General features: G+C 66.0%; 23 protein-coding genes. 3 read left to right on the forward strand and 20 right to left on the reverse strand.

All coding sequences use genetic code 11. From position 1 onward, the window contains the following. Window positions 1–57: 57 nt before the first annotated feature. The 4 genes from HMPREF1868_RS07230 to HMPREF1868_RS07245 all read right to left on the reverse strand — a co-directional run bounded on the left by HMPREF1868_RS07230 (window position 58) and on the right by HMPREF1868_RS07245 (window position 7,178). Window positions 58–2,115: a DUF6541 family protein gene (locus HMPREF1868_RS07230; RefSeq protein WP_062531505.1), complete on the reverse strand. Its 2,058-nt coding sequence runs from the start codon at window positions 2,113–2,115 to the stop codon at window positions 58–60. Between the two features lie 158 nt (window positions 2,116–2,273). Next, window positions 2,274–4,349 (reverse strand): elongation factor G, encoded by a 2,076-nt coding sequence (locus HMPREF1868_RS07235; protein WP_062531506.1) that lies wholly within the window; start codon window positions 4,347–4,349, stop codon window positions 2,274–2,276. A gap of 211 nt (window positions 4,350–4,560) precedes the next feature. Then, window positions 4,561–6,030, reverse strand: a complete 1,470-nt coding sequence (locus HMPREF1868_RS07240; protein ID WP_062531507.1) for a radical SAM/SPASM domain-containing protein — start codon at window positions 6,028–6,030, stop codon at window positions 4,561–4,563. Window positions 6,031–6,230: 200 nt separating this feature from the next. Then, entirely contained in the window at window positions 6,231–7,178 is a 948-nt protein-coding gene (locus HMPREF1868_RS07245; RefSeq protein ID WP_062531508.1) for a lactate/malate family dehydrogenase, read from the reverse strand. A gap of 131 nt (window positions 7,179–7,309) precedes the next feature. On the opposite strand from HMPREF1868_RS07245, the gene rlmD reads away from it, so the two are divergent. Continuing rightward, window positions 7,310–8,503 (forward strand): 23S rRNA (uracil(1939)-C(5))-methyltransferase RlmD, encoded by a 1,194-nt coding sequence (rlmD, locus tag HMPREF1868_RS07250; protein ID WP_062531509.1) that lies wholly within the window; start codon window positions 7,310–7,312, stop codon window positions 8,501–8,503. Between the two features lie 136 nt (window positions 8,504–8,639). Further along, the gene (locus HMPREF1868_RS07255; protein WP_062531510.1) at window positions 8,640–9,434 is read left to right on the forward strand and encodes a class I SAM-dependent methyltransferase; all 795 of its coding nucleotides are present in this window, start codon (window positions 8,640–8,642) and stop codon (window positions 9,432–9,434) included. 18 nt (window positions 9,435–9,452) lie between these two features. On the opposite strand, the gene purN is transcribed toward HMPREF1868_RS07255, so the two are convergent. From purN to purE, 5 genes are all read right to left on the reverse strand, one after another. Next, window positions 9,453–10,136, reverse strand: coding sequence for a phosphoribosylglycinamide formyltransferase (purN, locus tag HMPREF1868_RS07260; protein ID WP_082719580.1), 684 nt, complete (start codon window positions 10,134–10,136; stop codon window positions 9,453–9,455). Continuing rightward, window positions 10,133–11,206 (reverse strand): phosphoribosylformylglycinamidine cyclo-ligase, encoded by a 1,074-nt coding sequence (gene purM, locus HMPREF1868_RS07265; RefSeq protein ID WP_009278254.1) that lies wholly within the window; start codon window positions 11,204–11,206, stop codon window positions 10,133–10,135. Before purM ends, purN begins: the two co-directional genes overlap by 4 nt. 69 nt (window positions 11,207–11,275) lie before the next feature. Further along, window positions 11,276–12,745, reverse strand: a complete 1,470-nt coding sequence (gene purF / locus HMPREF1868_RS07270) for an amidophosphoribosyltransferase (RefSeq protein ID WP_062531511.1) — start codon at window positions 12,743–12,745, stop codon at window positions 11,276–11,278. A gap of 34 nt (window positions 12,746–12,779) precedes the next feature. Continuing rightward, entirely contained in the window at window positions 12,780–13,733 is a 954-nt protein-coding gene (locus HMPREF1868_RS07275; RefSeq protein ID WP_009278256.1) for a class B sortase, read from the reverse strand. A 28-nt stretch (window positions 13,734–13,761) separates the two neighbouring features. After that, a complete protein-coding gene (gene purE, locus HMPREF1868_RS07280) occupies window positions 13,762–14,232 on the reverse strand; it encodes a 5-(carboxyamino)imidazole ribonucleotide mutase (RefSeq protein ID WP_062531512.1) in 471 nt (156 codons plus the stop codon). A 168-nt stretch (window positions 14,233–14,400) separates the two neighbouring features. Between purE and HMPREF1868_RS07285 the strand changes: the two genes are divergently transcribed. After that, window positions 14,401–15,276 carry a bifunctional hydroxymethylpyrimidine kinase/phosphomethylpyrimidine kinase gene (locus HMPREF1868_RS07285; RefSeq protein WP_062531513.1) on the forward strand — a complete coding sequence of 292 codons (876 nt, stop codon included), beginning with the start codon at window positions 14,401–14,403 and terminating at the stop codon, window positions 15,274–15,276. 101 nt (window positions 15,277–15,377) lie between these two features. Here HMPREF1868_RS07285 and HMPREF1868_RS07290 read toward each other — a convergent pair whose 3' ends face one another. The 11 genes from HMPREF1868_RS07290 to rpsF all read right to left on the reverse strand — a co-directional run bounded on the left by HMPREF1868_RS07290 (window position 15,378) and on the right by rpsF (window position 25,510). Then, entirely contained in the window at window positions 15,378–16,316 is a 939-nt protein-coding gene (locus HMPREF1868_RS07290) for a hypothetical protein (RefSeq protein ID WP_009278259.1), read from the reverse strand. Between the two features lie 69 nt (window positions 16,317–16,385). Continuing rightward, complete coding sequence (locus tag HMPREF1868_RS07295) at window positions 16,386–17,066, reverse strand: NUDIX domain-containing protein (protein WP_083823530.1); 681 nt, start codon at window positions 17,064–17,066, stop codon at window positions 16,386–16,388. Between the two features lie 139 nt (window positions 17,067–17,205). Next, the gene (gene purD, locus HMPREF1868_RS07300; protein WP_062531514.1) at window positions 17,206–18,507 is read right to left on the reverse strand and encodes a phosphoribosylamine--glycine ligase; all 1,302 of its coding nucleotides are present in this window, start codon (window positions 18,505–18,507) and stop codon (window positions 17,206–17,208) included. A gap of 17 nt (window positions 18,508–18,524) precedes the next feature. Further along, window positions 18,525–19,466 (reverse strand): DegV family protein, encoded by a 942-nt coding sequence (locus tag HMPREF1868_RS07305; protein WP_062531515.1) that lies wholly within the window; start codon window positions 19,464–19,466, stop codon window positions 18,525–18,527. An 8-nt stretch (window positions 19,467–19,474) separates the two neighbouring features. After that, window positions 19,475–20,755 carry an adenylosuccinate synthase gene (locus tag HMPREF1868_RS07310; RefSeq protein WP_062531516.1) on the reverse strand — a complete coding sequence of 427 codons (1,281 nt, stop codon included), beginning with the start codon at window positions 20,753–20,755 and terminating at the stop codon, window positions 19,475–19,477. A 115-nt stretch (window positions 20,756–20,870) separates the two neighbouring features. Next, on the reverse strand, window positions 20,871–22,256 hold the full coding sequence (gene dnaB / locus HMPREF1868_RS07315; RefSeq protein WP_009278264.1) for a replicative DNA helicase: 1,386 nt from the start codon (window positions 22,254–22,256) through the stop codon (window positions 20,871–20,873). A gap of 433 nt (window positions 22,257–22,689) precedes the next feature. Further along, the gene (rplI, locus tag HMPREF1868_RS07320; RefSeq protein WP_062531517.1) at window positions 22,690–23,202 is read right to left on the reverse strand and encodes a 50S ribosomal protein L9; all 513 of its coding nucleotides are present in this window, start codon (window positions 23,200–23,202) and stop codon (window positions 22,690–22,692) included. Window positions 23,203–23,260: 58 nt separating this feature from the next. Then, window positions 23,261–24,280: a YybS family protein gene (locus HMPREF1868_RS07325; protein ID WP_062531518.1), complete on the reverse strand. Its 1,020-nt coding sequence runs from the start codon at window positions 24,278–24,280 to the stop codon at window positions 23,261–23,263. Between the two features lie 29 nt (window positions 24,281–24,309). Beyond that, the gene (gene rpsR, locus HMPREF1868_RS07330; protein WP_062531519.1) at window positions 24,310–24,582 is read right to left on the reverse strand and encodes a 30S ribosomal protein S18; all 273 of its coding nucleotides are present in this window, start codon (window positions 24,580–24,582) and stop codon (window positions 24,310–24,312) included. A 43-nt stretch (window positions 24,583–24,625) separates the two neighbouring features. Beyond that, a complete protein-coding gene (locus HMPREF1868_RS07335) occupies window positions 24,626–25,168 on the reverse strand; it encodes a single-stranded DNA-binding protein (RefSeq protein ID WP_062531807.1) in 543 nt (180 codons plus the stop codon). Window positions 25,169–25,216: 48 nt separating this feature from the next. Continuing rightward, window positions 25,217–25,510, reverse strand: a complete 294-nt coding sequence (rpsF, locus tag HMPREF1868_RS07340; RefSeq protein ID WP_009278269.1) for a 30S ribosomal protein S6 — start codon at window positions 25,508–25,510, stop codon at window positions 25,217–25,219. Window positions 25,511–25,635: the final 125 nt, after the last annotated feature.

The following is a 25,635-nucleotide window of genomic DNA, read 5'->3' on the forward strand; positions in this document are numbered from 1 at the left end:
CAGCTATGGTCCCCAGAAGGATACCAAAGGCCAGGTCGGTTACGTCGGCACGAGGATTTAGGCGGCACTTATGCGATAAAGCGCCATATCTCCCTGCCTCATCACGAGCTCGAAGCCCGGGGTGCCCTCGTTGACGGAGTCGATGCCCTTCCAGAGGTCATGGTCGTAGTTCCAGAGCATCGAGTAGGCCTTGTCCTCCTTGAGGTGCTCGAACCTGATGACGTAGCGCGCGCCGAGCTGGTTGACCGCCGCCCTCACCTCGGGGTCGTCGGCAACGTGATCGAGCCTCGCCCTCACCGTCGCCTCTGCCCCGCCATCCGCACCTATCCCCTCGCTGAGCTCCCTGAAGTAGACGCGCATGCCCGCGTCTCCGTACGCATAGGCGCTGCCGTCAAAGGGGTTGTTGATCACCAGGGCGTCCGCTCCCCCCTCGGCCTCGATCAGCTTCTGGCAGTTGCGGGCAAAGGCGCGCTCTCGCGTGGTGTAGAAGCCGTACTGCGAGTACGCCTCCTGGACCTGCAGCCTCGTCTGCTCGACCTGGGTCTCGATCCGTCCCGAACTCGGAAACGCGCTGAAGGTGAGGGTGGGAATCCTGACCCCGGGATAGAAGACGAGGATGGCGAGGGCGGCGAGGGTTCCCGACGTGAGGGCGGACGCGGTAAGGTGCGAACCATCCCCGACCCGCACCCCCAATGCGCGAGAGACGCCGGTGACGACCCAGTCCATGCCCAACGCCGCCAAAGGGACGGCGCACAGGGCGGCGACGGCGGCGACGCGAGGCGGATCCGAATACCAGAAGCCCGAGAGCAGCTGCTTCGCCAGGCCGCCCATGGTCGCGTTGCCAAAGACGATGCCCGCAGCCGCGACGTAGGACACCGACATCCAACGCAGTCTCCTGTTCCTCAGAGTCCAGACCAGACCCAGCAGCACGAGGAGCGCAAGAAGGGGCTGTCCCAGGTCGGGAACGAAGAAGGCCTGGTAGGCAAGGGTCGCGACGTTCACGAGGGCCTCCCAGGGAGAGATGCGATACCCCCAGAGCCCGAAGCCGACCACGTCGGACATGAACGGCGCCCGATTGAGCGCAAGCCAGACGAGACCACAGGCCACGACCCAGAGGGCTGCCACCAGCCCGGATGGCAACTCATGCAAGAGGACCCTCAGGACGCCGCCCGAAGAGACGATGCGCGCCGCGACGTAGGGAACCAGGATGACGGCGGCCACGAAGATCGCGTTTGGCTGCGTGAGGGCGAGCGCCACGCCGCCCACGAGGAAGAGTGCGAGCGCCCTGAGGCGCGCGGGGCGCTTCCACGCAGGCTCCACGAGAAGCATGAAGGCGACGACGCAGGGAAACACGAGGGAAAATCCCGCGAGGTTGGGGTAGATGGGGCCGAACTTCATGAAGTACCAGGGGAACGCCATGAAGCTCACCGTGGCGAGCGCGCCGGCGGCAAGGGGGCGGCGCTTGCCACGAAACGACCAGGCAAGGAAGACGAGGGTGCCCAGCGGCCACACGAAGGACGAGATGGTCACGTTCACCGCGTTGATCGCGACCGAGATCTCTGTGACTCCCATCTGCACCACCAGGGTGACGGCGGCATGCCAGCCTGCAGGATAGAAGCCCGGAAGAGCGTAGGGGTCGACGGAAAGGTCCTGGGAAAGCAGGTACGGACCCATCCTCAGAGACGAGAAGGACTGCGTCGAGACGAACGCCCTGATGCTGTTGATGTGGTGAGCCAGGTCCCTGCCCGTCATCACGGCGTTGGCGCTGGGAAGCATCCGCACGAACATGAACGTGGTGGCCACCAGGCCCATCGCGAGGTAGAGGGCGATCATTCCCCAGCCAATGCGGGGGAGGTCGGGCAGCCGGAACGAGCGGCCCAGGAGGGCAAGAACCGCGAGGAGGAGGGAGAGGGGGAGGAGGAGCGTCAGGGGTTGGGCCGCAACGCCCAACGTCCCATACAGGATGCCGGCGAGGGCGATGAGCCCAAAGGAAGGCAGGGGCGCCATGCACACGGACCAGCTCCGGGAAAGGCCGAGGGCCCGTCCCATGAGATAGCCCGGGACGAAGATGACGGCGCAGGACGCCAGGACGGCAGGGAAGAGCTCGCTCCACATGGTTCAACCAACCTAACGGCTCGCAGGGTTCCGTCAGACAAGAATAGACCAGACGCGCGGGACGGAGGCAGGCACCCGCCAAACCGCAAGCGCGAGGGGGTGCCGCCGCAAGGGCGACACCCCCATCCTGTGACCCGCGCGGCCCGCCTCGCCTGCCGCTACCTGCCCTCTGCGCGCCTCTCGGCATACTCTGCCGCGAGCTTGGCCTGCACGTCGTGGGGCACCTGCTCGTAGCCCGAGACCTCGAGCTCGAACTCGCCCGTCCCGCGCGAGAGCGAGCGCAGGCGCGTGGCGTAGTCGGTGACCTCGGCGTAGGGAATGGTCGCCTCGATGGTGGTCATGCCCTGCTCGCCCTGGCCGCTGGCGGCCGACATGCCCTCGACGCGGCCACGAGAGGCGGACACGTCACCCATGATCGAGCCGGCGTAGCTGTCGGGCACGGTGATGCTCATGTGGGCCATGGGCTCGAGCAGGACGGGCTCTGCCTGGCCTATCGCCTTCTGGAAGCCAATGCGCGCTGCCGTCTTGAAGGCCATCTCGTTGGAGTCGACAGGGTGGTAGGAACCGTCGTACACGGCAACGCGCACGTCGATGAGGGGGTATCCGGCAAGGACGCCGTCCACCATGGTCTCCTGCACGCCCTTGTCGATGGCGGGGATGAAGTTGCGCGGGATGTGCCCGCCCACGACCTCGTCCACGAACTCGTAGCCCGCTCCGGGGTTGGGCTCGACACGCAGCCAGCAGTCGCCGTACTGGCCGGCGCCGCCGGTCTGCTTCTTGTGACGACCCTGGGCGCTCGCGACGCGGCGGATGGTCTCGCGATAGGGGATGCGCAGCTTGACGGTGTGAGCCGTGACGCCCGCGCGCTCCTCGAGACGGTCGAGGAGGACGGAGACCTGCGCCTCTCCGATGGCGGAGATGACGGTCTGCCCGGTCTCCTCGTCGCGCTCGACGCTCAGCGTGGGATCGGCGGCCGCGCTCTTCTCCAGGAAGGCAAAGACCTTGCCCTCGCTCCCGCGCTCGTCCGGCTCGACGGCGATGCGATAGAGGGAGTTGGGGAAGCGGAAGGCGGCGGCCTCGACCTTCCCGGTGACCGAGAGGGTGTCGCCGGTCATTGCCTCGAGCTTGGGAACCACGCAGACGTCGCCCGCCGCGACCGACTTGACGTCGGTGGTCTCGCGGCCGCACATGCTGTAGAGGTGACCCAGCCGCTCGGTCTTGCGGGTGCGCGCGTTCATGAGCTCGATGCCGGGCGTGAGCGTGCCGGCCAGGACCTTGACGAAGGAGAGGCGCCCGTTCTGCTGGTCCTGCAGCGACTTGAACACGAAGGCGACGGGGCGATCGTCGTCGGGAGAGATGTCCAGCGTCTCCCCGTTGACCAGGGGCACGCGACCGAAGTCGGCCATGCTGGGGAACCACGCCGCCACGTCGTCCATGAGCGAGATGACGCCCTCCTCCTTGACGCAGGAGCCCGCGAAGACGGGGACGAAGATGCGCTGTGCGATGGCGGTGGCGAGAAGGGACTCGAGCAGCTCCTGGCTGATCTCGCCGCCCTCGAGGTAGGTCATCATGGCCTCGTCGTCCGCCTCGACGACGAGTTCGGTGAGCTGCGCGTGGGCCGCCTGGGCGGCCTCGAGGAACTCGGCGGGGACCTCCCCCACCACGGGCTTGCCGTCCACGAGGTGGCGTGACCTCATGTGCACGACGTCGATGATGCCCGCGAAGGCATCCCCAGACCCCATGGGGATGGTGACGGGGGCCAGGCGGTTGCCGAAGCGCTCCTGGGCCGTGAGCAGGGCGGTGTCCCAGTCCGCGTCGGAGCGGTCCAAGCGGTTGATGAAGAGCGCGCGGGCGAGCGAGAGCTCCTCGGCGGCGAACCAAAGGCGGGTAGTGATGGTGCCAGGGCCGCTCGCCGCGTCGACCATGAAGAGCGCCGTCTCAGCCGCGGCGAGAGCGCCATAGGCGTCGCCGACGAAGTCAGGATAGCAGGGGGCATCCAGGACGTTGATCCTTACGCCGTTCCACTCGACCGGCGCGATGGTGGTCGAGATGGAGAAGCCGCGGGCGCCCTCCTCGCTGTCGTAGTCAAGCGTGGGCTTAGTGCCGGCGTGGCCTCCCAGACGGGTCGTCTTGCCCGTCAGGTGAAGCATGGCCTCGGCCAGCATGGTCTTGCCCACGCCGCCTTGGCCCACGAGCGCGAGGTTCTTTACCCTCTCGTTAGACGAATCTGCCATGGTTCCTCCTCGAGCCGCAAGTCTGGCGGCGACGCCGAGGGGAAGAACGCGACGGCGAAGCCACCGTGCACCTATGGACGACAAGCGCCCGGCGAGGCCGCGCGCTGGCTACCACCATACCCATGGACGGCCAGCGCGCGAATCACTCGTCGGGCAGCGTGTGTGCATGCGCGGTGGGCGCAGGCACGGCGCAGCGTTGTCGGGAAAGACCCTACTCGATGACGGCCTCCTCGCGCGCGTCCTCCTCGGCTATGACCTTGGCCTTGAAGTCGACGCTCTGCTGCGACATCTCGTCCTCGTAGACCTTGCGACCCGTAGGATGCTCGGCAAGCCAGAGCTCGCGGGCCTTGGGCGCCCACTCCTCGGCGTAGGGGGTCACGCGGGCGCAGAGGTCCTCAGCGCTCTCAGGTGCCACGTACTCGCTGGTCTTGGCGTCGGACTCCTCCACGATCTTGGGAAGGATCTTGGGGTTCTCGAGCATGGGGCAGGGCTGGAGCATGTTGTCGTTCCAAGGCCAGTGCCGGCGGTAGGCCTGGAAGATGGGCTGCTGCAGGCACTCGAGCCAGCTGTGGTCGCGGATGTTCACGTTGGAGTAGTGGATGAAGACACAGGGCTCCACGTCGCCACGGGCGTTGACGTGGCAGTAGACGCGGCCTCCCGCGATGCAGCCGCCCACGTACTCGCCGTCGTTCTGGAAGTCCATGGCGAAGATGGGCTTGCCGCCCTCGACGCCGCGGATCTCGCGGATGCGGTGCAGCATGTACTCGCGCTGCTCGACGGTGGGCATGAGGTCGGCGTTGGCGCCCTCCCCCACCGGCATGTAGTGGAAGAACCAGGCCCAGCGGCAGCCCTTCTCGATGATGAGGTCGAAGAACTCGTCGCTCGAGACGCGCTCCGTGTTCTCGCGCGTGTAGGCGGTGGAGGTGCCGTAGAGCAGACCGTGCGCCTTCATGAGGTCGAAGGCGCGCATGACCTCCTCGAACGAACCGTCGCCACGGCGGCCGTCATTCACGCTGGGCTCGTAGCTCTCGAGCGAGACCGAGAACACGACGTTGCCCAGGCGCTGCACGTCCTCGCAGAACCTCTCGTCCACCAGCGAGGCGTTGGTGAAGATGTTGAAGAGGCAGTCGTTGTGCTTCTCGGCCAGCTTGAGCACGTCGGCCTTGCGCACCAGGGGCTCGCCGCCGGTGAGCATGAAGAGGTGGGTCCCCAGGTCCGACGCCTCGGTGACGAGGCGGTCCATCTCGTCGTAGCTCAGGTTGAGGCGGTTGCCGTAGTCTGCCGCCCAGCAGCCCACGCAGTGCTTGTTGCAGGCGCTCGTGGGGTCGAAGAGGATGATCCAGGGCACGTTGCACTGGTACTTCTCGGCGTTTGCCGTGGTGTTGCGCAGGCCGCGGAAGGCAGCCTCGTAGCCACCGTTGAGCACCGTCGTGCGCAGCACGTTGGGGTCGGTGGTGTCGATGACGTCAAAGAGCCAATTCTCCCACTTGGAGCCAGGGTAGAGGCCCTTGCGGATGCCGCGGGTGGCACCGGGGGAGGTGTCCTTCAGAAGCTTGCCCGCCATGTCGATGAGGTGCTCGACGTTCTTCTCCCGGTCTTCGCCCGATGCGCTCTTGATGATCCGGTCTATGGCGACGCCAAAGGCCTTGCGCTCTGCCGCGTGCGCGATCTTGGACTGCATGGCCACCCCTCCTCGTGAGTCGTTTTGACCCTAATTTAAAACTGGGGTCACTTTACTCTTCTTGGAAGACGATGGTGGACGAATTTTGAATAAAGTTCAATTGTATTGTCTACCGTAGCATTTACAGGCGAGAGGACCCGACGGCCGTCGTGGTCGCCGGCTCCTCGCTGAAATCGCCTTACGACTCGTGACGGGTCAGCCTACCAGCACCTGACCTTCTCGAGGTTGTCCTGGATGTGCTTGCAGCTGGCGTGGAACTTCTCCTGCTCGTCGGCGCTGAGCTCGAGGGGGAAGGTGGCCTCGACGCCGTCCTTGCCAATGACGCAGGGGATGGAGCTGTAATGGCCGCTCTCTCCGTAGACGTCCTCGAGCAGGGTGCCCGCGGGGGTGATGAGCTTGGAGTCCTGCACCACGGCCTTGACCAGCTCGGTCGCGGCGTTTGCCACGGAGTACTCGGTGCACTGCTTGCCGGCGTAGGTCACGTAGCCGCCCATGCGCGCGGCCTCCTCGATGGCGTCCTTGTCGAAGGAGAAGTGCTTGGGATCTGACTTCTCGAGCTCCGCCAGTGGCGTGGCGCCAAACGACACGTGCGACCAAGCGGCGAACTGACTCGCACCGTGCTCGCCGATCATCCAGCTGGTGATGGAGTTGGGGTTGTAGCCGGTGGCGTCCCAGAGGGCATGGCGGAAGCGTGCGGAGTCAAGTGCGGTGCCCGACCCCACGACCTGGCGCGGCTCGAGCTCGGCGAGCTTCCAGACCATGGTCGCGACGACGTCGCAGGGGTTGGCGATGGTGACGATGACGCCCTTGTAGCCCTTGATGCGCGGCGCCCACTTCTTGGTCTCCTCCGCGGTGCAGAAGAGCTCGCCGTCGCGGTTGCCAGCCGCCTGGGCGACGTGGCCTGCGGCGTTGACGATGACGTCGCAGCCCAGGAGCTCCTCGTAGTTCTCATGGCAGTTGTACACGCGCGCCTGGCGGGGGTAGAAGGGCATGGCGTCCTGGAGGTCGTTGACCTCGCAGGCGACCTTGCTCTCGATGGAGTCGACGCAATAGATCTCGGCGGCAAGTCCCTGGTAGAGAATGGCGTTTGCCACGTGCGCGCCAACGTGGCCCATTCCGATGATGCCGATCTTGGTAGGAGCTCCCATGAGGTCCCCCTTCTGTCGCGGTCGATTCGTGGTTCCCAGATTCTATCGCTCGATCGACGTGCGAGACCTGGCCGTACAATAGCCCGTACAAGTTGGTAACCAAGGCGAGGCAAGCGAGGCGGGAGAAGAGCGTGGGATTCAGGACCTACACCTGCCCCATATCCAGGCGCTGCGGTGGCTGCGAGTGGCTCGCCGTCCCCTACCCCATCCAGCTGAGGCGCAAGCAGGAGGCCATGGAGGAGCTCTTCTCGCCCGCCGTCGAGGAGGACGGCTGCGAGCTAGGGCGCGTCCATGGCATGGAGGAACCCCTGCGCTTCCGCCACAAGATGGCCTCTCCCTTCGCCCCAGGGGCGAAGGGGAGGGTCAGGTCCGGCTTCTACGAGGCAGGGAGCCATCGCATCGTGGCCTGTCACGACTGCCTGGTGGAGGACCCCTGCGGAAGGACGATGATCGACGACCTCGCACGGGCGGCGGAGCGGCTGCACATTCCCGCGTACCGCGAGGACCAAGGCACAGGAGTCCTGAGAAACGCCGTCGTACGCAGCGGGTACGCCACGGACGAGGTCCTCCTGACCATCGTCACCAACGGGTCCCAGCTCCCCCACGCGTCCAGGCTCGCCCGCATGCTCAAGGAGGCTCACCCCGAGCTCACGAGCATCGTCCAGAACGTCAACCAAAGGCGCACCAACGCCATACTGGGCCGCGACTGCGTTACCCTCCTGGGACCGGGCGTCATGCACGACAAGCTTTTGGGCTGTCGCTTCGAGGTGGGGCCGACCAGCTTCTACCAGACCAACCCCGCCCAGACCGAGGTGCTCTATAGCCTGGCCATCGACGCGGCGGAGCTTCGGGCCGGCGAGCGCATGCTCGACGCTTACTGTGGCACGGGCTCCATAGGCATCTGCGCCGCCCGTGCCACACAAGAAAACGGGCGAGACGTGCGCGTCGTGGGGGTGGAGCAGGTGGCGGGCGCCGTGGACTGCGCAAGGAGGAATGCGGGCGAGAACGGCCTCTCCGCCTCCTGTGACTTCGTCCGAGCCGACGCCACCAAGTACATGAGGCGCCTGCGGGAGCGTGGTGGCGAAGGCTTCGACGTAGTGATGATGGACCCGCCGCGCGCCGGATCAACCCCCGAGTTCATCGCCGCGGTCTGCGCCCTCGAGCCCCGGGCGGTGGTCTACGTGAGCTGCAACCCCCAGACGCAGCTCCGCGACCTGGGGGAGTTCCGCAGGCACGGCTGGCACGCGCGCAGAATCGAGCTCGTGGACATGTTCCCCCACACCAAGCACGTGGAGACCGTCTGTCTGCTGTCGCACGAAAGGTAGCCGCAAGGACCGGCGGAAAAGGTCCCGTGACGGGGTGCTCCACCGCGCCTCTCCCTAAGTCACTTTGCCTGAAAGTTAGCAAAGTCTTACTATTCTTGCTGCCAATGCAACCTTCGGAACAGGCGAGGTACGACGCATGGAGAAGATAGACATATCCGGCGTGCCGGAGACCATGGTCCAGACCCTTTACGCACGGGCAAAGGAGTCGCGACGCAAGAACGCCCTCATCCACGACGACAAGGCCGTCGAGATGGTCGACCGGATGGACTACGACTTCTCCTTCGCCGACAAGGACCTTGCGATGGGTGCCGGCGTGATTGCCCGCACGATGCTGCTCGACGACATGGTGGGCGAGTTCGTGGCCTCGAACCCGGATTGCACGGTCATCAACATCGCCTGCGGCATGGACATGCGCTTCTGGCGCATGGACAACGGCCGCATCCGCTGGCACGACATCGACCTGCCCGAGACCATCGACGTCCGGCGCCGCTTCGTCGAGGACACCGACCGCGTGAAGATGCATGCCTTCTCGGCCATGGACGAAGCATGGGCGGCCGAGGTTGGTCCCATCGACGGGCCGGTCCTCGTGATCGTCGAGGGGCTGACGATGTACCTCTCGGCCGAGGACGTGGCACGGATTCTCTCGATCGTGCGGGACCGCTACGCCCGCGCCACCCTCTTCGTCGAGTTTCTCAACCCTCGCTTCGTGGGCAAGGACGTGGAGAAGAGCATCTCCAAGAGCAACGCTCGCTTCACGTTTGGTGCGCGGAGCGGCGCGGAGCTGGTGGCCGGCATCGATGGCCTGCGCCACGTCGCCGACCGCAGCCTGAGCGAGAAGATGCCCCTCATCAACCCTGTCTACCGGCTGCTCATAAAGGTTCCGGCCATCGCGAACCTCTCGAACAAGATTGCCGTCATCCGCAGCTTCTGATCGCTTGATAGGTCCCCACTAGGCAGAGGGGGTGACGTGAACCCTCCTGCCGTCGGCGTCCAGGCTCACGCGACCGTCGGCGAGCAGCTGGATGACCTCGGGGTACAGCACGTGCTCGATCTGGTGGATGTGCGCCTCCAGCTCGTCCACGTCCCAACCCTCCTCGACCGCAAGGGCGCGCTGGGCAACGATCGGTCCGCAGTCGTAGCGCTCGTCGGCGAAGTGCACCGTGACGCCCGTCACCTTCACCCCGGCGTCGAAGGCGTCCTGGATGGCGTGGGCCCCCTTGAAGCTGGGCAGCAGCGCGGGATGGATGTTGACGACCCGGGATGGGAACGTCCGTAGTATGGGGTAGTGGACCATCCTCATGTAGCCCGCCATCACCACGTAGTCAACGTCGCGGCGGCGCAGCTCGGTGGCGATGACCTCGTCCGCAGTCAGGGGGTCGTCGTAGATCTCCTTCGAGAGGCTCAGGGTCTGGATGCCCACCGCCTCCGCCCTCTTGAGCCCCAGGGCTCCCGGACGAGAGGAGACCACGAGCTCGACGGTGGCATTCAGCGTCCCGTCGGCGATGCGGTCGATGATCGCCTGGAGGTTGGTGCCCGAGCCGGAGATGAGCACCCCCAGGCGCAGTGGCCGTCCCTCGCGCGCCATGGGAAGGCTCGCGGGCTCGGGGGTGGAGAACGTGAGGTCGTCGCTCATCGGTAGCTCACCTTTCCGCTGCCCGGCACGCACTCGCCCATCACGAACGACTCGAGCCCCTGGTAGGCCAGGGCGGCACGGACCATGGCCACGTCCTCGGGGGCGACGATCAGGCTCATGCCCACCCCCATGTTGAAGGTCTTGTAGGCCTCGTCCTGGGTGAGCCCCGCCGCGCGCACGCAGTAGTCGATCACGGGCGGGACGTCCCAGCCGGGCCCGTCCTCGCCGCCACGGTCGACGACCGCGTCGATGTCCGCGGGCAGGGCGCGGTTGAGGTTCTCTGTGATGCCACCGCCCGTGATGTGCGCCATGGCGTGGATGGGAGCCCCTACCTTGAGGGCTCTGACCAGCGCCCCCGCATAGATGGTGGTGGGACGCATGACCGCGTCCGCCAGGGACTCGCCGCCCAGCTCCTCGAGCGGGGCCTCCAGCTCCTCGATGCTCTTGCCCTCGATGGCAACCTTGCGAACCAGAGAGTAGCCGTTGGAGTGGATGCCCGAGCTGGGAAGTCCCAGGATCACGTCACCCACGCGCACCTTGTCGGGGCCGATCATCCTGGGACGGTCCACGACGCCCACCACGAAGCCCGCGAGGTCGTAGTCGTCGGGGGCCATGACACCCGGATGCTCGGCCATCTCTCCACCGACGAGGGCGCAACCGCTCATGCGGCAGCCCTCGGCGATGCCGCTCACCACCTGCGCCACGTGCTCCGCGCGCAGCTTCCCTATGGCGATGTAGTCGAGGAAGAAGAGGGGCTCCGCGCCGATGGGCACCACGTCGTCCACGCACATGGCGACGAGGTCCTGCCCCACGCTGTCGTGGCGCCCCAGGAGCTGTGCGATCGCGAGCTTGGTGCCCACGCCGTCGGTGCCCGAGACCAGGACGGGGTCCTCCATGTCCTTGAAGGACGCCATGGAGAAGCAGGAGCCAAACCCGCCCAGCCCACCGATGACCTCGGGCCTGCTGGTGGACGCCACCATCTCCTTGATGGCGTCGACGGCGCGCGCGCCCTCGTCCACGTCGACGCCGGCATCGGCGTAGCTCACGTGCCTCGTCTGGGCCTTCTCCATTGCTTCCCCTCTCATGGGTCTTCTCTTCGATGGTCGTGCGGGACAGGGACGCCGACGCGGGGGCTTCCACTATTCCTCGGGACCCCCGGGCCTGTAGCCCTCCATGAACTTCCCCTGGGCGAAGCTCTGAGGGATCCTCACGGGATACCAGCCGTCATAGCAGGCGCAGCACCAGCCGGTCGAGGGCACGCACTGCCTGAGTCCGGCAAGCGAGAGGAACGCCAGGCTGTCGGCCCCGATGAACTCCCTCACCTGCTCCACGCCCTTGCTGGCAGAGATGAGCTGGGACTGGACGTCGGTGTCGATGCCGTAGAAGCAGGGCCACCTCACCTCGGGGCAGTTGATGCGCACGTGGACCTCCCTGGCGCCCGCCTCCCTCAGCATCTGCACGATCTGCTTCGAGGTGGTGCCGCGCACGATGGAGTCGTCCACCATGACGACGCGCTTTCCCGCCACGTTGTCGCGCAGGGCGTTGAGCTTGAGGCGCACGCCCAGGCTGCGCTGCTCCTGGGTGGGCTGAATGAAGGTGCGCGCCACGTAGCGGTTCTTCACGAAGCCCTCGCCGAATGGTATGCCCAGCTCGCGCGCGAAGCCCTCCGCAGGCGGCAACCCGCTGTCGGGCACGCCTATGACCAGGTCCGCCTCGGCCGGTGCCTCGCGGGCGAGCTGCCGTCCCATGTCGAAGCGCATGGAGTACACCGACTTGCCTATCACCACCGAGTCGGGACGAGAGAAGTAGACCTCCTCGAAGATGCAGCTGGCCGGGACCCGTGCGGGGACGCCCCTCTCGCTCACCAGGCCGTCGTCCGAGACGCGGATGATCTCGCCGGGCGCGACCTCGCGCACGTAGTCGGCCCCGACGATGTCCAGGGCGCAGGTCTCGGAGGCGACGACCCAGCCGTCGTCTCCCAGCCGGCCCAGCACCAGGGGACGTATCCCGTTGGGGTCGCGGAAGGCGTAGAGCGCATTCTCGCGCACCAGCGCCATGGCGTAGCCGCCCTCGATCATGCCCATGGCCTTGGCAATGCCCTGGCGGAGGTGGCTCGTCTCCTTGGTGTAGTGGCCGATGAGCTTGGCGGCGACCTCTGAGTCGGTGTTCGAGCGGAAGGGCACGCCCAGCTCGACCAGGCTCGCGCGCAGGCTGTCCGAGTTCACGAGCGTGCCGTTGTGGGCGAGGGCGATGATGACCTCGCTGATGGTCGAGAGGTGCGGCTGCGCCGCCTCCCAGCTGCGCGCGCCGGAGGTCCCATAGCGGACGTGCCCTATGGCCACCTTGCCGCGCATGGCCGAGATGTCCGCGTCGGTGAACACGGCGTCCACGAGTCCGAGGTCCTTGCGGACCAAGACCGTGCTGCCGTCCCCCACGGCTATTCCCGCGGACTCCTGGCCGCGATGCTGCAGGGCGCGCAGGGCGAAGTAGGTGATGCGCGACACGTCACGCCCGGGGGCCCAGACGCCAAAGACGCCGCACTCCTCGTGAGGCGAATCTCCCTCCCCCAGTTCGTCGATGTCAAAGGCGGTCCGAGACGTCTCTCTCACTGGGCGGTCTCCTTGGGAAGGGGTCATGCCTGGGCTATTCCGTGGCTGCGAGGGCCGCCGCTGCCTCCGCCTTGGGGACGCAGACCAGAAGCGACCGGCCATAGCCATCGTAGTAGTTGCAGGTCGACATGGTCATGACGTGTTTCAGGCCCGAAATTATCCTTGCCGCATCGGGGCGGCTCGCCACGGCCTTCGCGAGGCGTTCGTTCAAGTAGGACCTCAGCTCCTCGTCCGAGTCGAACTTGGTCGTGCGCGCGGTCCCGTCGTCGGGCTGGGTGTAGTAGACGAAGAGCGGCTCAAGCTCGTAGCTCTGCTGCTCGGTGAGGTACCAGATGGTCGGCGTGGCGTCGAAGACCTCCTGGTCCTTGAGGAGGAAGAGCGAGTAGAACATCTGGCCGCTCTTGAGATGGTGGCCATAGAGCATGGTCTGGCCGTCGATCAGCCCGGGGGCCGTGTTCTCGTAGTCCATGAACACCTGTCCGCCCAGAGTGTACTGGCCCTCAGCCGTGTGGTGTAGGTAGTAGTCGTTGTCCGTGCCCTGGTAGACGGGGTAGTTGACCACCGTGTCGGGCACGTAGACCCAACCCACCACGTCCTTGTTGACCGCCTTGAGGCCAGCCCAGTCGACGTCGACCGGGGCCTTCGCGCTGCCGTCGTCCGAGGCAGACGTCGCGTCGCTCACGTTGGCGAAGGACGCGAGCCTGTCGTTGACCACGTCCTGCTCGTGGTACTGCCAGCGGGAGTACCCCCAGAGGCCAGCAGCCACCAGGAGGAGCACGATGCCGACGGCGAGGAGGACGTTCGAGACGAGGAGGCGGCGCCTTCTCGAGCCCCTCTCCCCCGTCGTCTCGCCCTTCCTGGCGCGACGCTCGGGGTCGGCGGGGTTGCGCTCGATGACAGGCTCTATGGGGAGCGGCGCATGCACGCCCTGACCCAGTCCCCCCTCCCGACGAGGGGCGTCGTCCCTTCTCATGTGCTTCCCTGGCACGCGGTCTCCTCTCGTCTTCCGGGCGGGGCTAGGCCTCCGCCATCTGGCGCTTAAACTCCACCAGCTTGTTCGCGTACTCGGGCATGGACGCGCCCAGGATCTGGGTCGCGTAGATGGCCGCGTTCTTCGACCCGCCGATCGCCACGCAGGCGACGGGCACCCCGGAGGGCATCTGGACCATGGAGAGGAGCGAGTCCATCCCCCCCAGGTCGCTCGTCCTCATGGGCACACCCACGATGGGCAGCGGCGTGTAGGCCGCGACGACCCCACCCAGGTGGGCCGCCTTGCCTGCGGCGGCGATGATCACCTTGATGCCGCGTGCTGCCGCGGCAGACGCCCATTCGCGCACCTTCGCCGGGGCCCGGTGGGCCGAGGCGACGACGAGCTCGTAGGGCACGCCAAACTCCTCGAGCTGCCTGGTGCACGCCTCCATGGACGGAAGGTCCGACTTCGAGCCCATGATGATTCCCACCAACGGTGCCTGCTGCTCGCCTGACATGAGGTCTCCCCTCGTCTGTGCCCGTGCAATCGTGCCTTCCCAGTATACGTTGGCGGGAGCGCCCGCTCCTCGGCGCGCACACTCTGGCTACAAGCGCGGCGCACCCCGTGCCGATGGTCTATCGTGTCCTGCAGCATCGGTCCATCAGTCCATGTGAGAGGAACCACCATGACCAACGCAAGCGAAATCAGGCTGTACCGGCGCGAGGGGCACTACATACCGCGTGTGGCGGCCGTCCATGACCTCTGCGGCTACGGGAAGTGCTCCCTGGCAGTGGCCATCCCCGTGCTCTCTGCCGCCGGATGCGACGTGTGTCCTGTCCCCACCTCGCTCTTCTCGGCAAACACCAAATTCCCCGTCTTCCACATGCACGACACCACCGACATGCTTGAGCCCTACCTCGACGCCTGGGTGCAGGAGGGCGTCGAGCTCGACGCCGTGTACTCCGGCTTCCTGGGTTCCGCCGGACAGGTGGGCGCCATCCAGCGCCTCTATCGCGAGCACCCGCGCGCCTTGCGCGTCGTCGACCCGGTCATGGGTGACGAGGGCGCCAAGTACCCCACCTACACCGACGAGATGTGCGAGGCCATGGGCGCCCTCGTCGACGGGGCGGACCTTCTCACCCCCAACCTCACCGAGGCCTCCATCCTCACCGGCATCACCTACCAGGGGCACGACGTTTCCGACGACTTCGTGAGGCAGAACCTCGAGGCGCTCGTGGGCATGGGCGCCAAGGCCGTCGTCCTCAAGGGGGTCATCCGCGGGGACGGACTCATCCGAAACTACGTCTGTGGGGACGACCTCGACGTATGCGAGGTCAAGGCCGAGCTGTTGCCCTACATGCTCCACGGCACGGGAGACCTCTATGCCTCGAGCCTGCTTGCCGCCGTCATGTGCGGAAGGTCCCTGCTCGAGGCGACGGAGTTCGCAGGCGAGCTCGTGCGCAAGGCCATGGTGGTGACGCGCTACCAGCCAGACTTCGAGATGCGCGGGGTCAACTTCGAGACCGTGCTGGGAGACGTCTGCACTCTCCTCAAAGGCTAGGCGAGAGAAGGCTAGGCGAAAGGCGTTTTGGTCATTGCGAAGGGGGACTGCGGAGCACGAGCTCCGCAGTCCCCCTGGCCGTTCGGGCATGTGCGAATCCGCTATGCCGCGGATTTGGTCTGCTCCGCGTCGCCCGTGGATGACGAGGCGGACGAGCCATCGCCCTTCTCGGAGGAGTCCGGGTTCGCCTTGGTGGAGTCCACGCTGGCCGAATCGGAACCCGTGCCCTTGTCCTCGTCGCCCAGGACGACGCCCAGAATCGACGAGGGCGTGAAGCTCGTCGTCACGTTCTTCCTGAGCTCCTCCTGCATCGCCGTGTCCACGCCGGTGATGGTGCAGTTGAAGCGCACCCCCGTGTCGGTGGTGGACTTGGTCCAGATGAAGGTCATGAGCGTCTTGATCTCTCCCGTGGGTTGCAGGAAGCCGAAGAACGAGGAGGTCTGGAACTTGCCGTTGGCGCCGACATGCACGTTGACGCGATAGACCACGGTGTCGATGTTGGGGTTGAGGAGCGCGTTGACAGAGAAGGCCGTGGCCTGGATCTGGGAGCCGGCGAAGGCCTCGAGCGCGTCCTCGGACGAGGTGTCGGTGACGGTCACCTCGACACGATGCGTGTTCTCGTCCGCCTCCTGGACGGAGTACTTCTCGGGGAACTGCGTGAAGCCGTTGCCCCACTCCACGCCACCCTTGAGGGCGGAGGCGACGGTGGTGATGTTGACGTTCTCCGCGAGGTTCGCGGTGCTGGCACGGCGGATGAGGCCTGCGGCGACCTGCAGCGCCACGACGATGACGAGGAAGACCAGGACGAAGGTCACGGCGGTACGCGTGATGACCTTCTCCACGTTGGAGCCGGAGGGGTCGGCGCCGGCGAGCGGGTCGACGTCCACCCCGTGGCCGAACTCCTTGCGATGGCGCCTCTGGCGCGCGGCGGTCTCCTCGTTGGTGTGGCCCGTCTCGTCGACGGTGGCAAAGAGCCTCTCGGCTTGCTCGGCCGTGAGGGCACCCTTCTGGATGCGCGCCCCTTCTCGTTTCCTTGCCATGGAGATTCTCCCTGCCACTCGCATCAACAACAAAAAGAGCCAGTCAAGCTAAGTATAGGCAAGCTCCGCCTACTCCGCGCCGTCCTCGGGCTGCATGGCGAGGCGGTGCCCCACCGCGTCGCAGATGAGGGCGCCGACCACCGTCTTCGCGTCCTCTATGCGACCGTCCAGGACGGCGTCCACCAGCTCGCCGAGGTCGACCAGGTCAACGTTTATGAACTCGTCGGCGTCCGGGTCAGACGCGCCGAAGCTGAGGCCTGTCGCCATGTAGATGTGAATGAGCTCGTCGGCGAAGCCGTCGGAGGAGGCTATGGTGGTGAGGAACGCCATGTTGCGCGCCCTCATCCCCGTCTCCTCGAGAAGCTCGCGCTCGGCGCAGTCCAGGGGGTCCTCGCCCGGGTCGAGCTTGCCGGCGGGGACCTCGACCGTAACGCGTCCCAACGCCGTGCGGTACTGGCGGACCAGACAGATTCGCCCGTCATCGGTCAGCGCGACGATGGCGACCGCTCCGGGATGGCGCACCACGTCGCGCAGGGCCTGGCGCCCGTCGGGCAGCCTGACCTGCAGCCTCGACACGTCGAAGATGCGCCCCTGCCAGACCGTGTCCTCGCTCACCACTGCCTCGCGGAGGTCTCGGTCGCGCGGGTCGTCATCGCCCAGCACAAGGCCGCGACGCATCGGCTCCCCGGAGCTGTGGCCCGTCGTGGCACGCTGCCCGTCGTACACGAAGGCCTGGGTCGCGTCGCGCATGCCACCGATGGCTTCCTCGAGTCCCTGGCTCGCCTCGGCTCGCGACTCGTAGCTGGGTTCTTCCTCGCCGGAGTCCTGGGGGGCGACCTCCGTGTCGGGCTTTTTCTCTTTCACCTTGTGCACTCCGTTCAAGTCTGGCCTAGAGGCTCGTTCGTCCCTTGATGGCCTTGATTCCGATGTCGTGACGATAGGTCTTGCCCTCGAAGGAGATCCTGTCGCAGGCCTGGTAGGCGAGGTTGCGGGCGTCTTCGAAGCTCCCAGCCACCGCCGTCACGTCCAGGACGCGGCCGCCGTCGGTGACGATGCGGCCGCCGCCGTCGCGACGGGTGCCGGCGTGGTACACCGTGACCCCATCCAGGGTCTCGGCGTCCTCGATGCCACTGATGGGCTTACCCCTCTCGTAGCTGCCGGGGTATCCGGCGCTGGTGAGCACGACGGAGACCGCCCAGTCGTCCCCCCAGCCGATGTCCACGCGGTCCAGCGTTCCGTCGTCGCAGGCCAGGAAGGCCTCGACAAGGTCCCCCCTCATGCGAGGCAGAACCACCTGGGTCTCGGGGTCGCCGAAGCGCGCGTTGTACTCGAGCACCTTGGGACCGTCTTCGGTGAGCATGAAGCCGCCATAGAGGCAGCCGCTGTAGGTGATGCCGTCGCGGCGCAGCTGGTCGACCGTCGCCTGCATCATCTGGGTCATCTGCTCCAGCTCGCCGGGAAGGAGGATGGGCACGGGGGAGTAGACGCCCATGCCGCCCGTGTTGGGCCCCTTGTCCCCGTCCAGGGCGCGCTTGTGGTCCTGGGAGGTGGCAAGGGGAACGAGGGTGGTGCCGTCGGTCAGGGCGAGGAGCGAGCACTCGGGGCCCTGGAGGAGCTCCTCCACCACCACCGTCCGACCCGCCTCGCCAAAGCCGCCGGAGAAGCACTCGCGCACGCCGTCCAGGGCCTCGTCCACGTCCTGGGCGACGATGACGCCCTTGCCCGCGGCGAGCCCATCAGCCTTGACCACGCAAGGTCCGCCAAGCGACCGCACGTACGCAAGGCAGGAGGCCTCGTCGGTGAAGCTGCGCCAGGCCGCCGTCGGAACTCCGGCGCGGGCCATGACGTCCTTCGCGAACCTCTTCGACCCCTCCATCTGGGCCGCCCTGCCACTGGGGCCGAAGACCGGTATCCCGGCCGCCCTCACGGCATCCGCCACGCCCGCCACCAGGGGCGCCTCGGGACCTATGACCACGAGGCCTATGCCCTTGTCCGTGGCGAAGGAGGCCACCGCCGCAGGGTCGTCCTGGTCCAGCGTCACGGGCGTCGCGAGCTCGTCCATCCCGCCATTGCCCGGGGCGACCCAGATCCTCCCCGCGCGTGGGGACTCGGCGAGCTTCAGCAGGAGCGCATGCTCGCGACCGCCGGAGCCAAGGAGGAGGATGTCGAGCTTTCCGTCGGTCACGTTCATGTGCTGCCTCCCAAGGACTAGTCCTGCATGCAGAGTATTCCAGACGCCTCTCTCGCCGAAAGGAGCGAGGAAGGCATGTAGGCTATCCCGACCGCACCGATTCCCAGCTGGCAGGTGGTGCAGGGATTGGTGTTGAGCACCGCCGCGCGGTCGGAGACGAACTCGTTGGTATCAAGGGGCTTCTCTATGATGCTCAGGAGCCGTGGCACGCCGGCGCTGATCTCCACGTAGGTGAGGGGGCCCACGACCTGCGAGTACGAACTCATGGTCCGGGCCATGCTGCCTGCCAGGCGCTGGAGGTCGGTAGCGCGCATGACCTCGCGCGACTCTCCCCCGTCGGAGATGGCGAAGAGCCTTCGGGCGCCCATCGCGCGGACGCGCAGGGAGTCGGCGCGCCTGAGGAGACCGGGCTTGGGACGAAGCTTCGAGAGCGTTGGCCGCGCGTCGGGCGCGGGCACGACGAGGCAGCGCGCCGCCAAGGCGCCCTCACGCACGCGGGCGAGGGCCTCATCCGTGTCACAGCCCCCGTCACGGGAGGAGACGAGGCAGGCGAGCACCAGGGCGAGCTGCCCCGACGTCCCACAGGAGTCGACCACCTCGACCCTTGCGCCAGTCACTCGGGACGCGGCCTCCTGGGCAAGGGCGAAGGAGTCGCTCATCGCCGAAGAGGCATGGAGCGAGACGACGTCCTTCCAGCCCTCGGCAACCAGTCGATTGTAGGTGTCCACGTACTCGTCGAGAGAGGGCGCGAAGGTGTTGACCTGCCCGTGCGTGGACGAGATCTGGACATAGAAGTCAGAGGGGTCGAGGTCGACGCAGTCCCGGTAGTCCGTGCCGGCGATTCGCACGACCTGCGCCAGGGGAACGACTCCCGCCGCCTCGAAGACGGGCAGCGGGAGGTCGCAGAGGCTGTCGCAGACTATGGCGAAGGCCCGGTTGTCGCGGGGGTTCCTTGTCACGCGCCGGACTACCTCCAGCACCTGTCGATGGTCTGGTCGCGGTCGGGGCCGACGGTGATGATCGAGACTCGCACGCCTGCGAGCTGCTCGAGGAAGTCGATGTAGTCCTTTGCCTCGCGAGGGAGCTTGTAGAAGTCCCGCACGCCCGAGATGTCGCAGTTCCAGCCGGGAAGCGTCTCGTAGATGGGCTTCGCGTGGTAGAAGACGCTCTGATGCTCCGGAACCGTGGTGTAGCGCTTGCCGTCGCACTCGTAGGCGACGCAGACCTTGATCTGGTCCAGGCAGCCCAGTACGTCGAGCTTGGTGATGGCGAGGTCGGTGAGGCCGTTGACTCGGGCGGCGTAGTTGACGACGACGGAGTCGTACCAGCCACAGCGACGCTTGCGGCCAGTGGTGACGCCGTACTCGTGGCCAACTTCGCCCAGCTTGTCGCCGACCTCGTCGAAGAGCTCGGTCGGGAAGGGTCCGGATCCGACGCGGGTGAGGTACGCCTTGGCGATGCCAAGGACGCGCTTGATGTGGACGGGACCAACGCCAGAGCCCGTCACGGCTCCGCCCGCAGTGCAGTTCGAGGAGGTGACGAAGGGGTAGGTGCCATGGTCGATGTCGAGCATGGTGGCCTGGGCGCCCTCGAAGAGGATGTTCTTACCTGCCTCGATCTGCTCGTTGAGGAAGAGCGAGCTCTCCACAATGTAGGGCTTGATGCGCTCGGCGTAGGGAAGGTAGGTCTCGCAGATCTGTTCCACGGTGTAGGTGGGCAGCTCGTAGACCTTCTCGAGGATGGGATTGGTGTACTCGAGTGCGGCCTCGAGCTTCTCGCGGAAGATCTTCTCGTCCAGCATGTCCTGCACGCGCAGGCCGGTGCGGTTCATCTTGTCCATGTAGGTGGGTCCGACGCCGCGCTTCGTCGTGCCGATGAGGTTCTTGCCGAGCCTCTTCTCGTGGGCCCCGTCGAGGTCCTTGTGGTAGGGCATGACGATGTGGGCGTTGCCGCTGATCTTGAGGTCGTCGCAGGAGATGCCCTGGGCCTCGAGCATGTCGATCTCTCCCAGGAGGATCTCGGGGTCGACGATGCAGCCGTTGCCTATGACCGGGTAGGTGCCCTCGTACATGACCCCGGAGGGAACCTGGTGCAGGGCCAGCTTGTGGCCTCCGGCGATGACGGTGTGTCCGGCGTTGGCGCCACCAGCAAAGCGGCAGACCACGTCGTAGTCACCCGCGATGAGGTCGGTCACCTTGCCCTTGCCCTCGTCGCCCCACTGAGTTCCCACCAGCACTGATGCAGGCATTGCGTCTCCTTCTTGGGTTTCCGTGCTTACCGGCCAATTATACGGCAGCGGGGCGCGGACGCCCGCACCGCCCTGGGGACGGAGACGGGCCGCAGGATGTTCCGCCGCGCTGCCGCTAGCCCTCGTGATGCCTGTCCACCTCGACGAACTTGGTCGAGCCGGGCAGGAACATGAGCGGCACGATGTCCAGGGGTCCCGAGCGGTTCTTCGCGATGATGAACTCCGTGACGTTGAAGTCGGGGCGGTCGGGCCTCTCCGCCTCCTCCTCGGTCATGGAGCGGTCGAGCAGTATGACGATGTCGGCATCCTGCTCGATGGAGCCGGACTCGCGCAGGTCCGAGAGCTGGGGACGCTGCCCCTTTCGGTCGGTCACCTGACGGTTGAGCTGCGAGAGGGCCACGACCGGACACTCGAGGTCCTTGGCCATGATCTTGATGCCGCGCGACATCTCCGAGACCTCGGTGGCGCGGGAGTCGGCACGCTGGCGTCCCGAGGGGGGCGAGAGGAGCTGCAGGTAGTCCACCAGCACGATGCCGTTCTCCTTGCCCTTGAGCATGCGGCGGGCCTTGGCACGAATCTCGGTCACGGTGGTTCCCGGGGTGTCATCGATCATGATGTCCAGGCGCGAGAGGTCGCGCGTGGCCTCGAGGATCGTGGGCCACTGGTTGTCCTTGATGCGGGCGCCGCGGATGTCCGAGAGGGGGATCTTCGCATAGGCCGAGAGGAGCCTCTGCGCGATCTCGACCTTGCTCATCTCGAGCGAGAAGAAGGCGACCGAGGCGCCGTTGGCCGCGGCGTTGGTTGCCAGGTTGAGCGCGAAGGAGGTCTTTCCCACGCCTGGGCGCGCGCCGATGACGATCATCTGGCCCGCCCGGAGGCCCTGGAGCCTTCGGTCTATGCCGGGATACCCGGTGAGGACGCCCAGGGTGCCGTCGGGGTTGAGACAGGCTTCCCCAAGCTCGTTGTAGAGGTTGCCCATGACCTCCGAGAGGTCCGAGTAGCTGTCGCCTATCTCCCTGCTGGTCACGCCCAAAAGAAGGTTCTCGGCGGTATCCACGACCTCCTTGGTGTCCTCGGGAGCGTCGAAGGCAAGGGCGGTGATCCTCGCCGACGCCGCGATGATGGCGCGCAGGGTCGAGTCCCGGTGCAGGATCTCCGTATGGTGGCGCCAGCTCGCGAGCGAGAGGGAGTCCTCGTTGAGCTCGAGGAGGTAGGCCATGCCACCCACCTTGTCCAACTGTCCCGCGCTCTTGAGGTGATCCGCCATCGAGATGGGGTCCACGGGCTGGGCGCGGTCGAACATCTCGTTCATGGCGTGGAAGATTGCGCGGTGGGAGTAGAGGTAGAAGTCCTGTTCGTCCAAATCGACGAGGCACTCCTGGAGGACGTCCTGCGAGAGCAGCATGGCCGAGAGGACCGACTTCTCGGCGGCTCGGTCCTGCGGCATCGTCACGTCGGCGCGGGGCATCGAGGGATAGTCGTCGTACGTTGCGTCGGGCATGGCTTCTCCTAGCGTCGGCTGCGTGGGCATGGTAGCGCATCCAGACGCGGCCAGATATGTCAAACAGACCCGTCAACAGGGCATTGTTGATAGCTATTCCCCACTAGCGGGGCTTTCACCATTTTTCACAGTTTTCGACAAAATTGGGATTATTTTGCCAACGGAGTTTTCTACATCCACGCCCCCACCCTGCTTATTAGACAACCAGCATGACCATGTGCGACTTTGTGACATAGGTATGCGTAATAGATGAATAATTGCAGGTAGATGATTTGTCTCTTTGTTTCGTTTACAAAGAGGAGGGGTCCCGTGGCCTTCCGCCATGGGACCCCTCTTGTGGTTCATTTTGTGGCCAAAGGCCTCCGCTTGCGCCCACTAGCTGCGATTCGTGTTGATAACACCAGCTAGTGGGTGCTGGGCGGACCAGCGAGTCCTACTCGCCGGCCTCCTCGACCTGGACCTCCTCCTCGGCCTCGGCAGGCTCCTCGACGGGAGCCTCCTCGGTCACGCCGACGAGGACCGTCACGACGGCGTTGATCTCGCGGTAGAGGTTGATCTCGATCTGGTGCCTGCCGGCGGTCTTGATCGCGGCGCTGCGCACGAGGCGCTTGCGATCGACCTCTACGCCGAGCTGCTCCTTGATGGCGGCGACGATCTGGGTGCCGGTCACGGAGCCAAAGAGCTGGTCGTTCTCGCCGACCTTGGCGGCGACGGTGACGGACTTGCCGTCGAGCTGGGCCTTGGTCGCCTCTGCATCGCCGATGCGCTTCTCCTCGCGCTTCTCGATGTTGTGACGGCGCTCCTCAAGCTGCTTGATGTTGCCAGGGGTGGCAGGCTGGGCGATCTTGCTGGGGAACAGGAAGTTCTCCGCATAGCCCTGGGCGACCTCTACGATGTCGCCCTCTCCGCCCTTGCCCCTGAGCTCATCCAGAAGGATGACTTTCATGGGAACTCCTTTTGTTGGTCGGCCTAGGCCGACTCCCTGCATTGAGCCCTGCAGGCGCCTAACCCACGCTGGTGCGTCTTCGCGGAAGTCCGCGGAAGTTCGCGACGAGGTCGACGGCGCCGACGGCGCTCACGATTACAAACGACAGTTCGAGCCAGGCGGCCACCAGCACGGCGACTGCCTGGGTAGCGACACCAGCGTCCCTCCTCTTGAGTAAGCCCACGGCGACGGCGCAACCCTGCAGGAAGAGGACCACCCGCGCAGCGGCGAGGAGGTTTCTGCCAGCAAGGCCGATGCCCGCCGGAAGGCCGGTCAGCCGCGATGCGGCCACGCTCAGGGCGAGGCCGACCACGAAGGCCGGCAGGACCCAGAGGGGAGCGTCGAAGTTCGCCAGGGGCGTCCTCCGAGGCCTTAGCCCCCTACCGCGCAGCCACGCGTCCCTCCCGAGCTTCGAGGAGGCCGCGAGGAGGCCACCGCTCGCCAGGTAGGCGAGCGGCCAGTAGGTCCTGACGAGGAAGAGGGCGTGTCCGACCTCTTCCCGAAGCGCCAGGCTCTGCGAGCCGCCCGTTGCCGCGACTATGGAAGCCGCGTAGGCCTCCATGGGAGCGGTGACGCTCGTCCCCTGCGACGCCGCGACGGCGGCACTGGAACCCAGTGCGGCCGCAGCGGAGACGAGGACCAAGACACAGGCCCTCGATGCCGTGATGCCCGTCTCGTCCGCAAGGAGGACGAGCGCCAAGGCGCTGGCCAGCGCGGGCAGGGCAGTCACAAGACGAAGGGGGTCGTATACGGCAGCAGCAAGCGATGCCGCAGCGAGGGCGGCAAGAAAGGCGGGGAACGCCTTTCTCGTCCCTCCCTCTCCCGCAGCACCAGAGAGCCCGAAGGCCACGAGTGCAGCCGCGAGCGCCGTGCTGAGTACAGAGACCGCCCCTCCCAGAATCGCCCAGGAAAGCCCCTGTGAGGGCAGGTTCGCAAGAACCCGCCTCAGGTTGGGACCAACGCCCGGTCGCATCCCGTTGGAGGAGTCCAACAGGCCCTTGTCTGCCCGAGGGATGAAGCTATGGCTCGTCTCGCCCACGTGGTGTCGTCTTTGCTCGGACGGCCCGGTTAGCCGCGGTTACGCCCGCCGCGGCTGGAAACCACGGGGACGGAGTAGGGCAGAAGGGCCATCTCGCGGGCGCGCTTGATGGCGACCGCGATGTCGTGCTGATGCTGCGTGCAGGCGCCAGTGACGCGACGGGGCTTGATCTTGCCGCGGTCGGTCATGTACTTGCGAAGGAGCTGGACGTCCTTGTAGTCGATGAACTCGACGTTCTCCTTGCAGAACTGGCAAAACTTGCGACGCGGCTGGCGCTGTTCGACTTGCCTTTGCTTAGCCATGTCTTAATGCCTTTCTTTGGCGGCGGTGCCGCCCTAAGTGAAGCTAGAACGGGATGTCCTCGTCGTAAACGTCCGTCTGGGGCGGATTGGGCACGGCGGGACGAGGGGCCTGGGGCTGGACGGGAGCGGGTGCCTGGGCCGGAGCAGGGGCGGCATAGCTGGGCTGCGCCTGCTGGTACCCGCCCTGGGGCTGGTAGGAAGGCTGCTGCTGATAGCCGCCCTGGGGCTGGTACCCCTGGGATCCACCCTGCTGCTGGGCGTTCCTGGACGAGAGGAACTCGACCTCGTCCACCACCACCTCGATCTTGCTGCGCTTCTGGCCGTCGCGCTCCCACTGGCTCCAGCGAAGCTTGCCTTCAATGGCAACCTTCGAGCCCTTGGAGAGGAAACGGCTGAGCGGCTCGGCACGGTTGCCGAACACGACGCAATCGATGAAGTTGGGAACGTCCTCCCACTCGCCTTGGGCGTTGCGGCGCCGGTCGTTGACGGCGACACCGAAGGAGAGGATCTGCATCCCTCCCTGGGTGGCCCTCAGCTCCGGGTCACGCGTGAGGTTGCCGGAAATGTTCACCCTGTTGATGCTCACGTTGCTCACTGCCTCTCATTCGCAGGCGTGCTGCCTGCGCTTCCATGACTAGTCCCTGTCGCTGCGGCGCACGACCATGTGGCGCTTGACGGCATCGTTGATGCGCAGAACTCGGTCGAGCTCGGCGATCTGGGTGGGGTCTGCATGGAAGTTGATTAGGGTGTAGTCACCCTCAGTGAGGTTGTCAATCTCAAAGGCGAGCTTGCGCTTGCCCCAATCCTCGACGTTGTCGATGGTGCCGCCTGCCTCGGTAACAGCGACGTCAATACGCTTCATGACGCCAGCGCGAGTCTCCTCGGTGGCTGCGGGATCGACAAAGTACAGCAGTTCATAAGCCTTCATGTGGTCACCTCCTCTGGGCTAAACGGCTCCGGAACGTGAAGGTTGCATCCGGAGCAGGAAAGGTTCGGTTTGGAATCGTAACACAGGACTTGGGCCTGGCCTGCGTGTTTCCCCCCACACCCTCC

It is taken from the genome of Olsenella sp. DNF00959 (genome assembly GCF_001553055.1).
Taxonomy (GTDB): Bacteria; Actinomycetota; Coriobacteriia; order Coriobacteriales; family Atopobiaceae; genus Olsenella_I; species Olsenella_I phocaeensis.

Bases quoted from the DNA above. Each gene is read 5' to 3' on its own strand.
- HMPREF1868_RS07240 (WP_062531507.1), bottom strand. From the start codon at position 6,030: ATGCAGTCCAAGATCGCGCACGCGGCAGAGCGCAAGGCCTTTGGCGTC.
- HMPREF1868_RS07245 (WP_062531508.1), bottom strand. From the start codon at position 7,178: ATGGGAGCTCCTACCAAGATCGGCATCATCGGAATGGGCCACGTTGGC.
- purM (WP_009278254.1), bottom strand. From the start codon at position 11,206: ATGGAGAAGGCCCAGACGAGGCACGTGAGCTACGCCGATGCCGGCGTC.
- HMPREF1868_RS07310 (WP_062531516.1), bottom strand. From the start codon at position 20,755: ATGCCTGCATCAGTGCTGGTGGGAACTCAGTGGGGCGACGAGGGCAAG.
- purN (WP_082719580.1), bottom strand. From the start codon at position 10,136: ATGAGCGACGACCTCACGTTCTCCACCCCCGAGCCCGCGAGCCTTCCC.
- HMPREF1868_RS07255 (WP_062531510.1), top strand. From the start codon at position 8,640: ATGGAGAAGATAGACATATCCGGCGTGCCGGAGACCATGGTCCAGACC.
- HMPREF1868_RS07230 (WP_062531505.1), bottom strand. From the start codon at position 2,115: ATGTGGAGCGAGCTCTTCCCTGCCGTCCTGGCGTCCTGCGCCGTCATC.
- HMPREF1868_RS07290 (WP_009278259.1), bottom strand. From the start codon at position 16,316: ATGGCAAGGAAACGAGAAGGGGCGCGCATCCAGAAGGGTGCCCTCACG.
- HMPREF1868_RS07285 (WP_062531513.1), top strand. From the start codon at position 14,401: ATGACCAACGCAAGCGAAATCAGGCTGTACCGGCGCGAGGGGCACTAC.
- rpsR (WP_062531519.1), bottom strand. From the start codon at position 24,582: ATGGCTAAGCAAAGGCAAGTCGAACAGCGCCAGCCGCGTCGCAAGTTT.
- purD (WP_062531514.1), bottom strand. From the start codon at position 18,507: ATGAACGTGACCGACGGAAAGCTCGACATCCTCCTCCTTGGCTCCGGC.
- HMPREF1868_RS07235 (WP_062531506.1), bottom strand. From the start codon at position 4,349: ATGGCAGATTCGTCTAACGAGAGGGTAAAGAACCTCGCGCTCGTGGGC.
- rplI (WP_062531517.1), bottom strand. From the start codon at position 23,202: ATGAAAGTCATCCTTCTGGATGAGCTCAGGGGCAAGGGCGGAGAGGGC.
- dnaB (WP_009278264.1), bottom strand. From the start codon at position 22,256: ATGCCCGACGCAACGTACGACGACTATCCCTCGATGCCCCGCGCCGAC.
- purE (WP_062531512.1), bottom strand. From the start codon at position 14,232: ATGTCAGGCGAGCAGCAGGCACCGTTGGTGGGAATCATCATGGGCTCG.
- HMPREF1868_RS07295 (WP_083823530.1), bottom strand. From the start codon at position 17,066: ATGCGCGACGCGACCCAGGCCTTCGTGTACGACGGGCAGCGTGCCACG.
- rpsF (WP_009278269.1), bottom strand. From the start codon at position 25,510: ATGAAGGCTTATGAACTGCTGTACTTTGTCGATCCCGCAGCCACCGAG.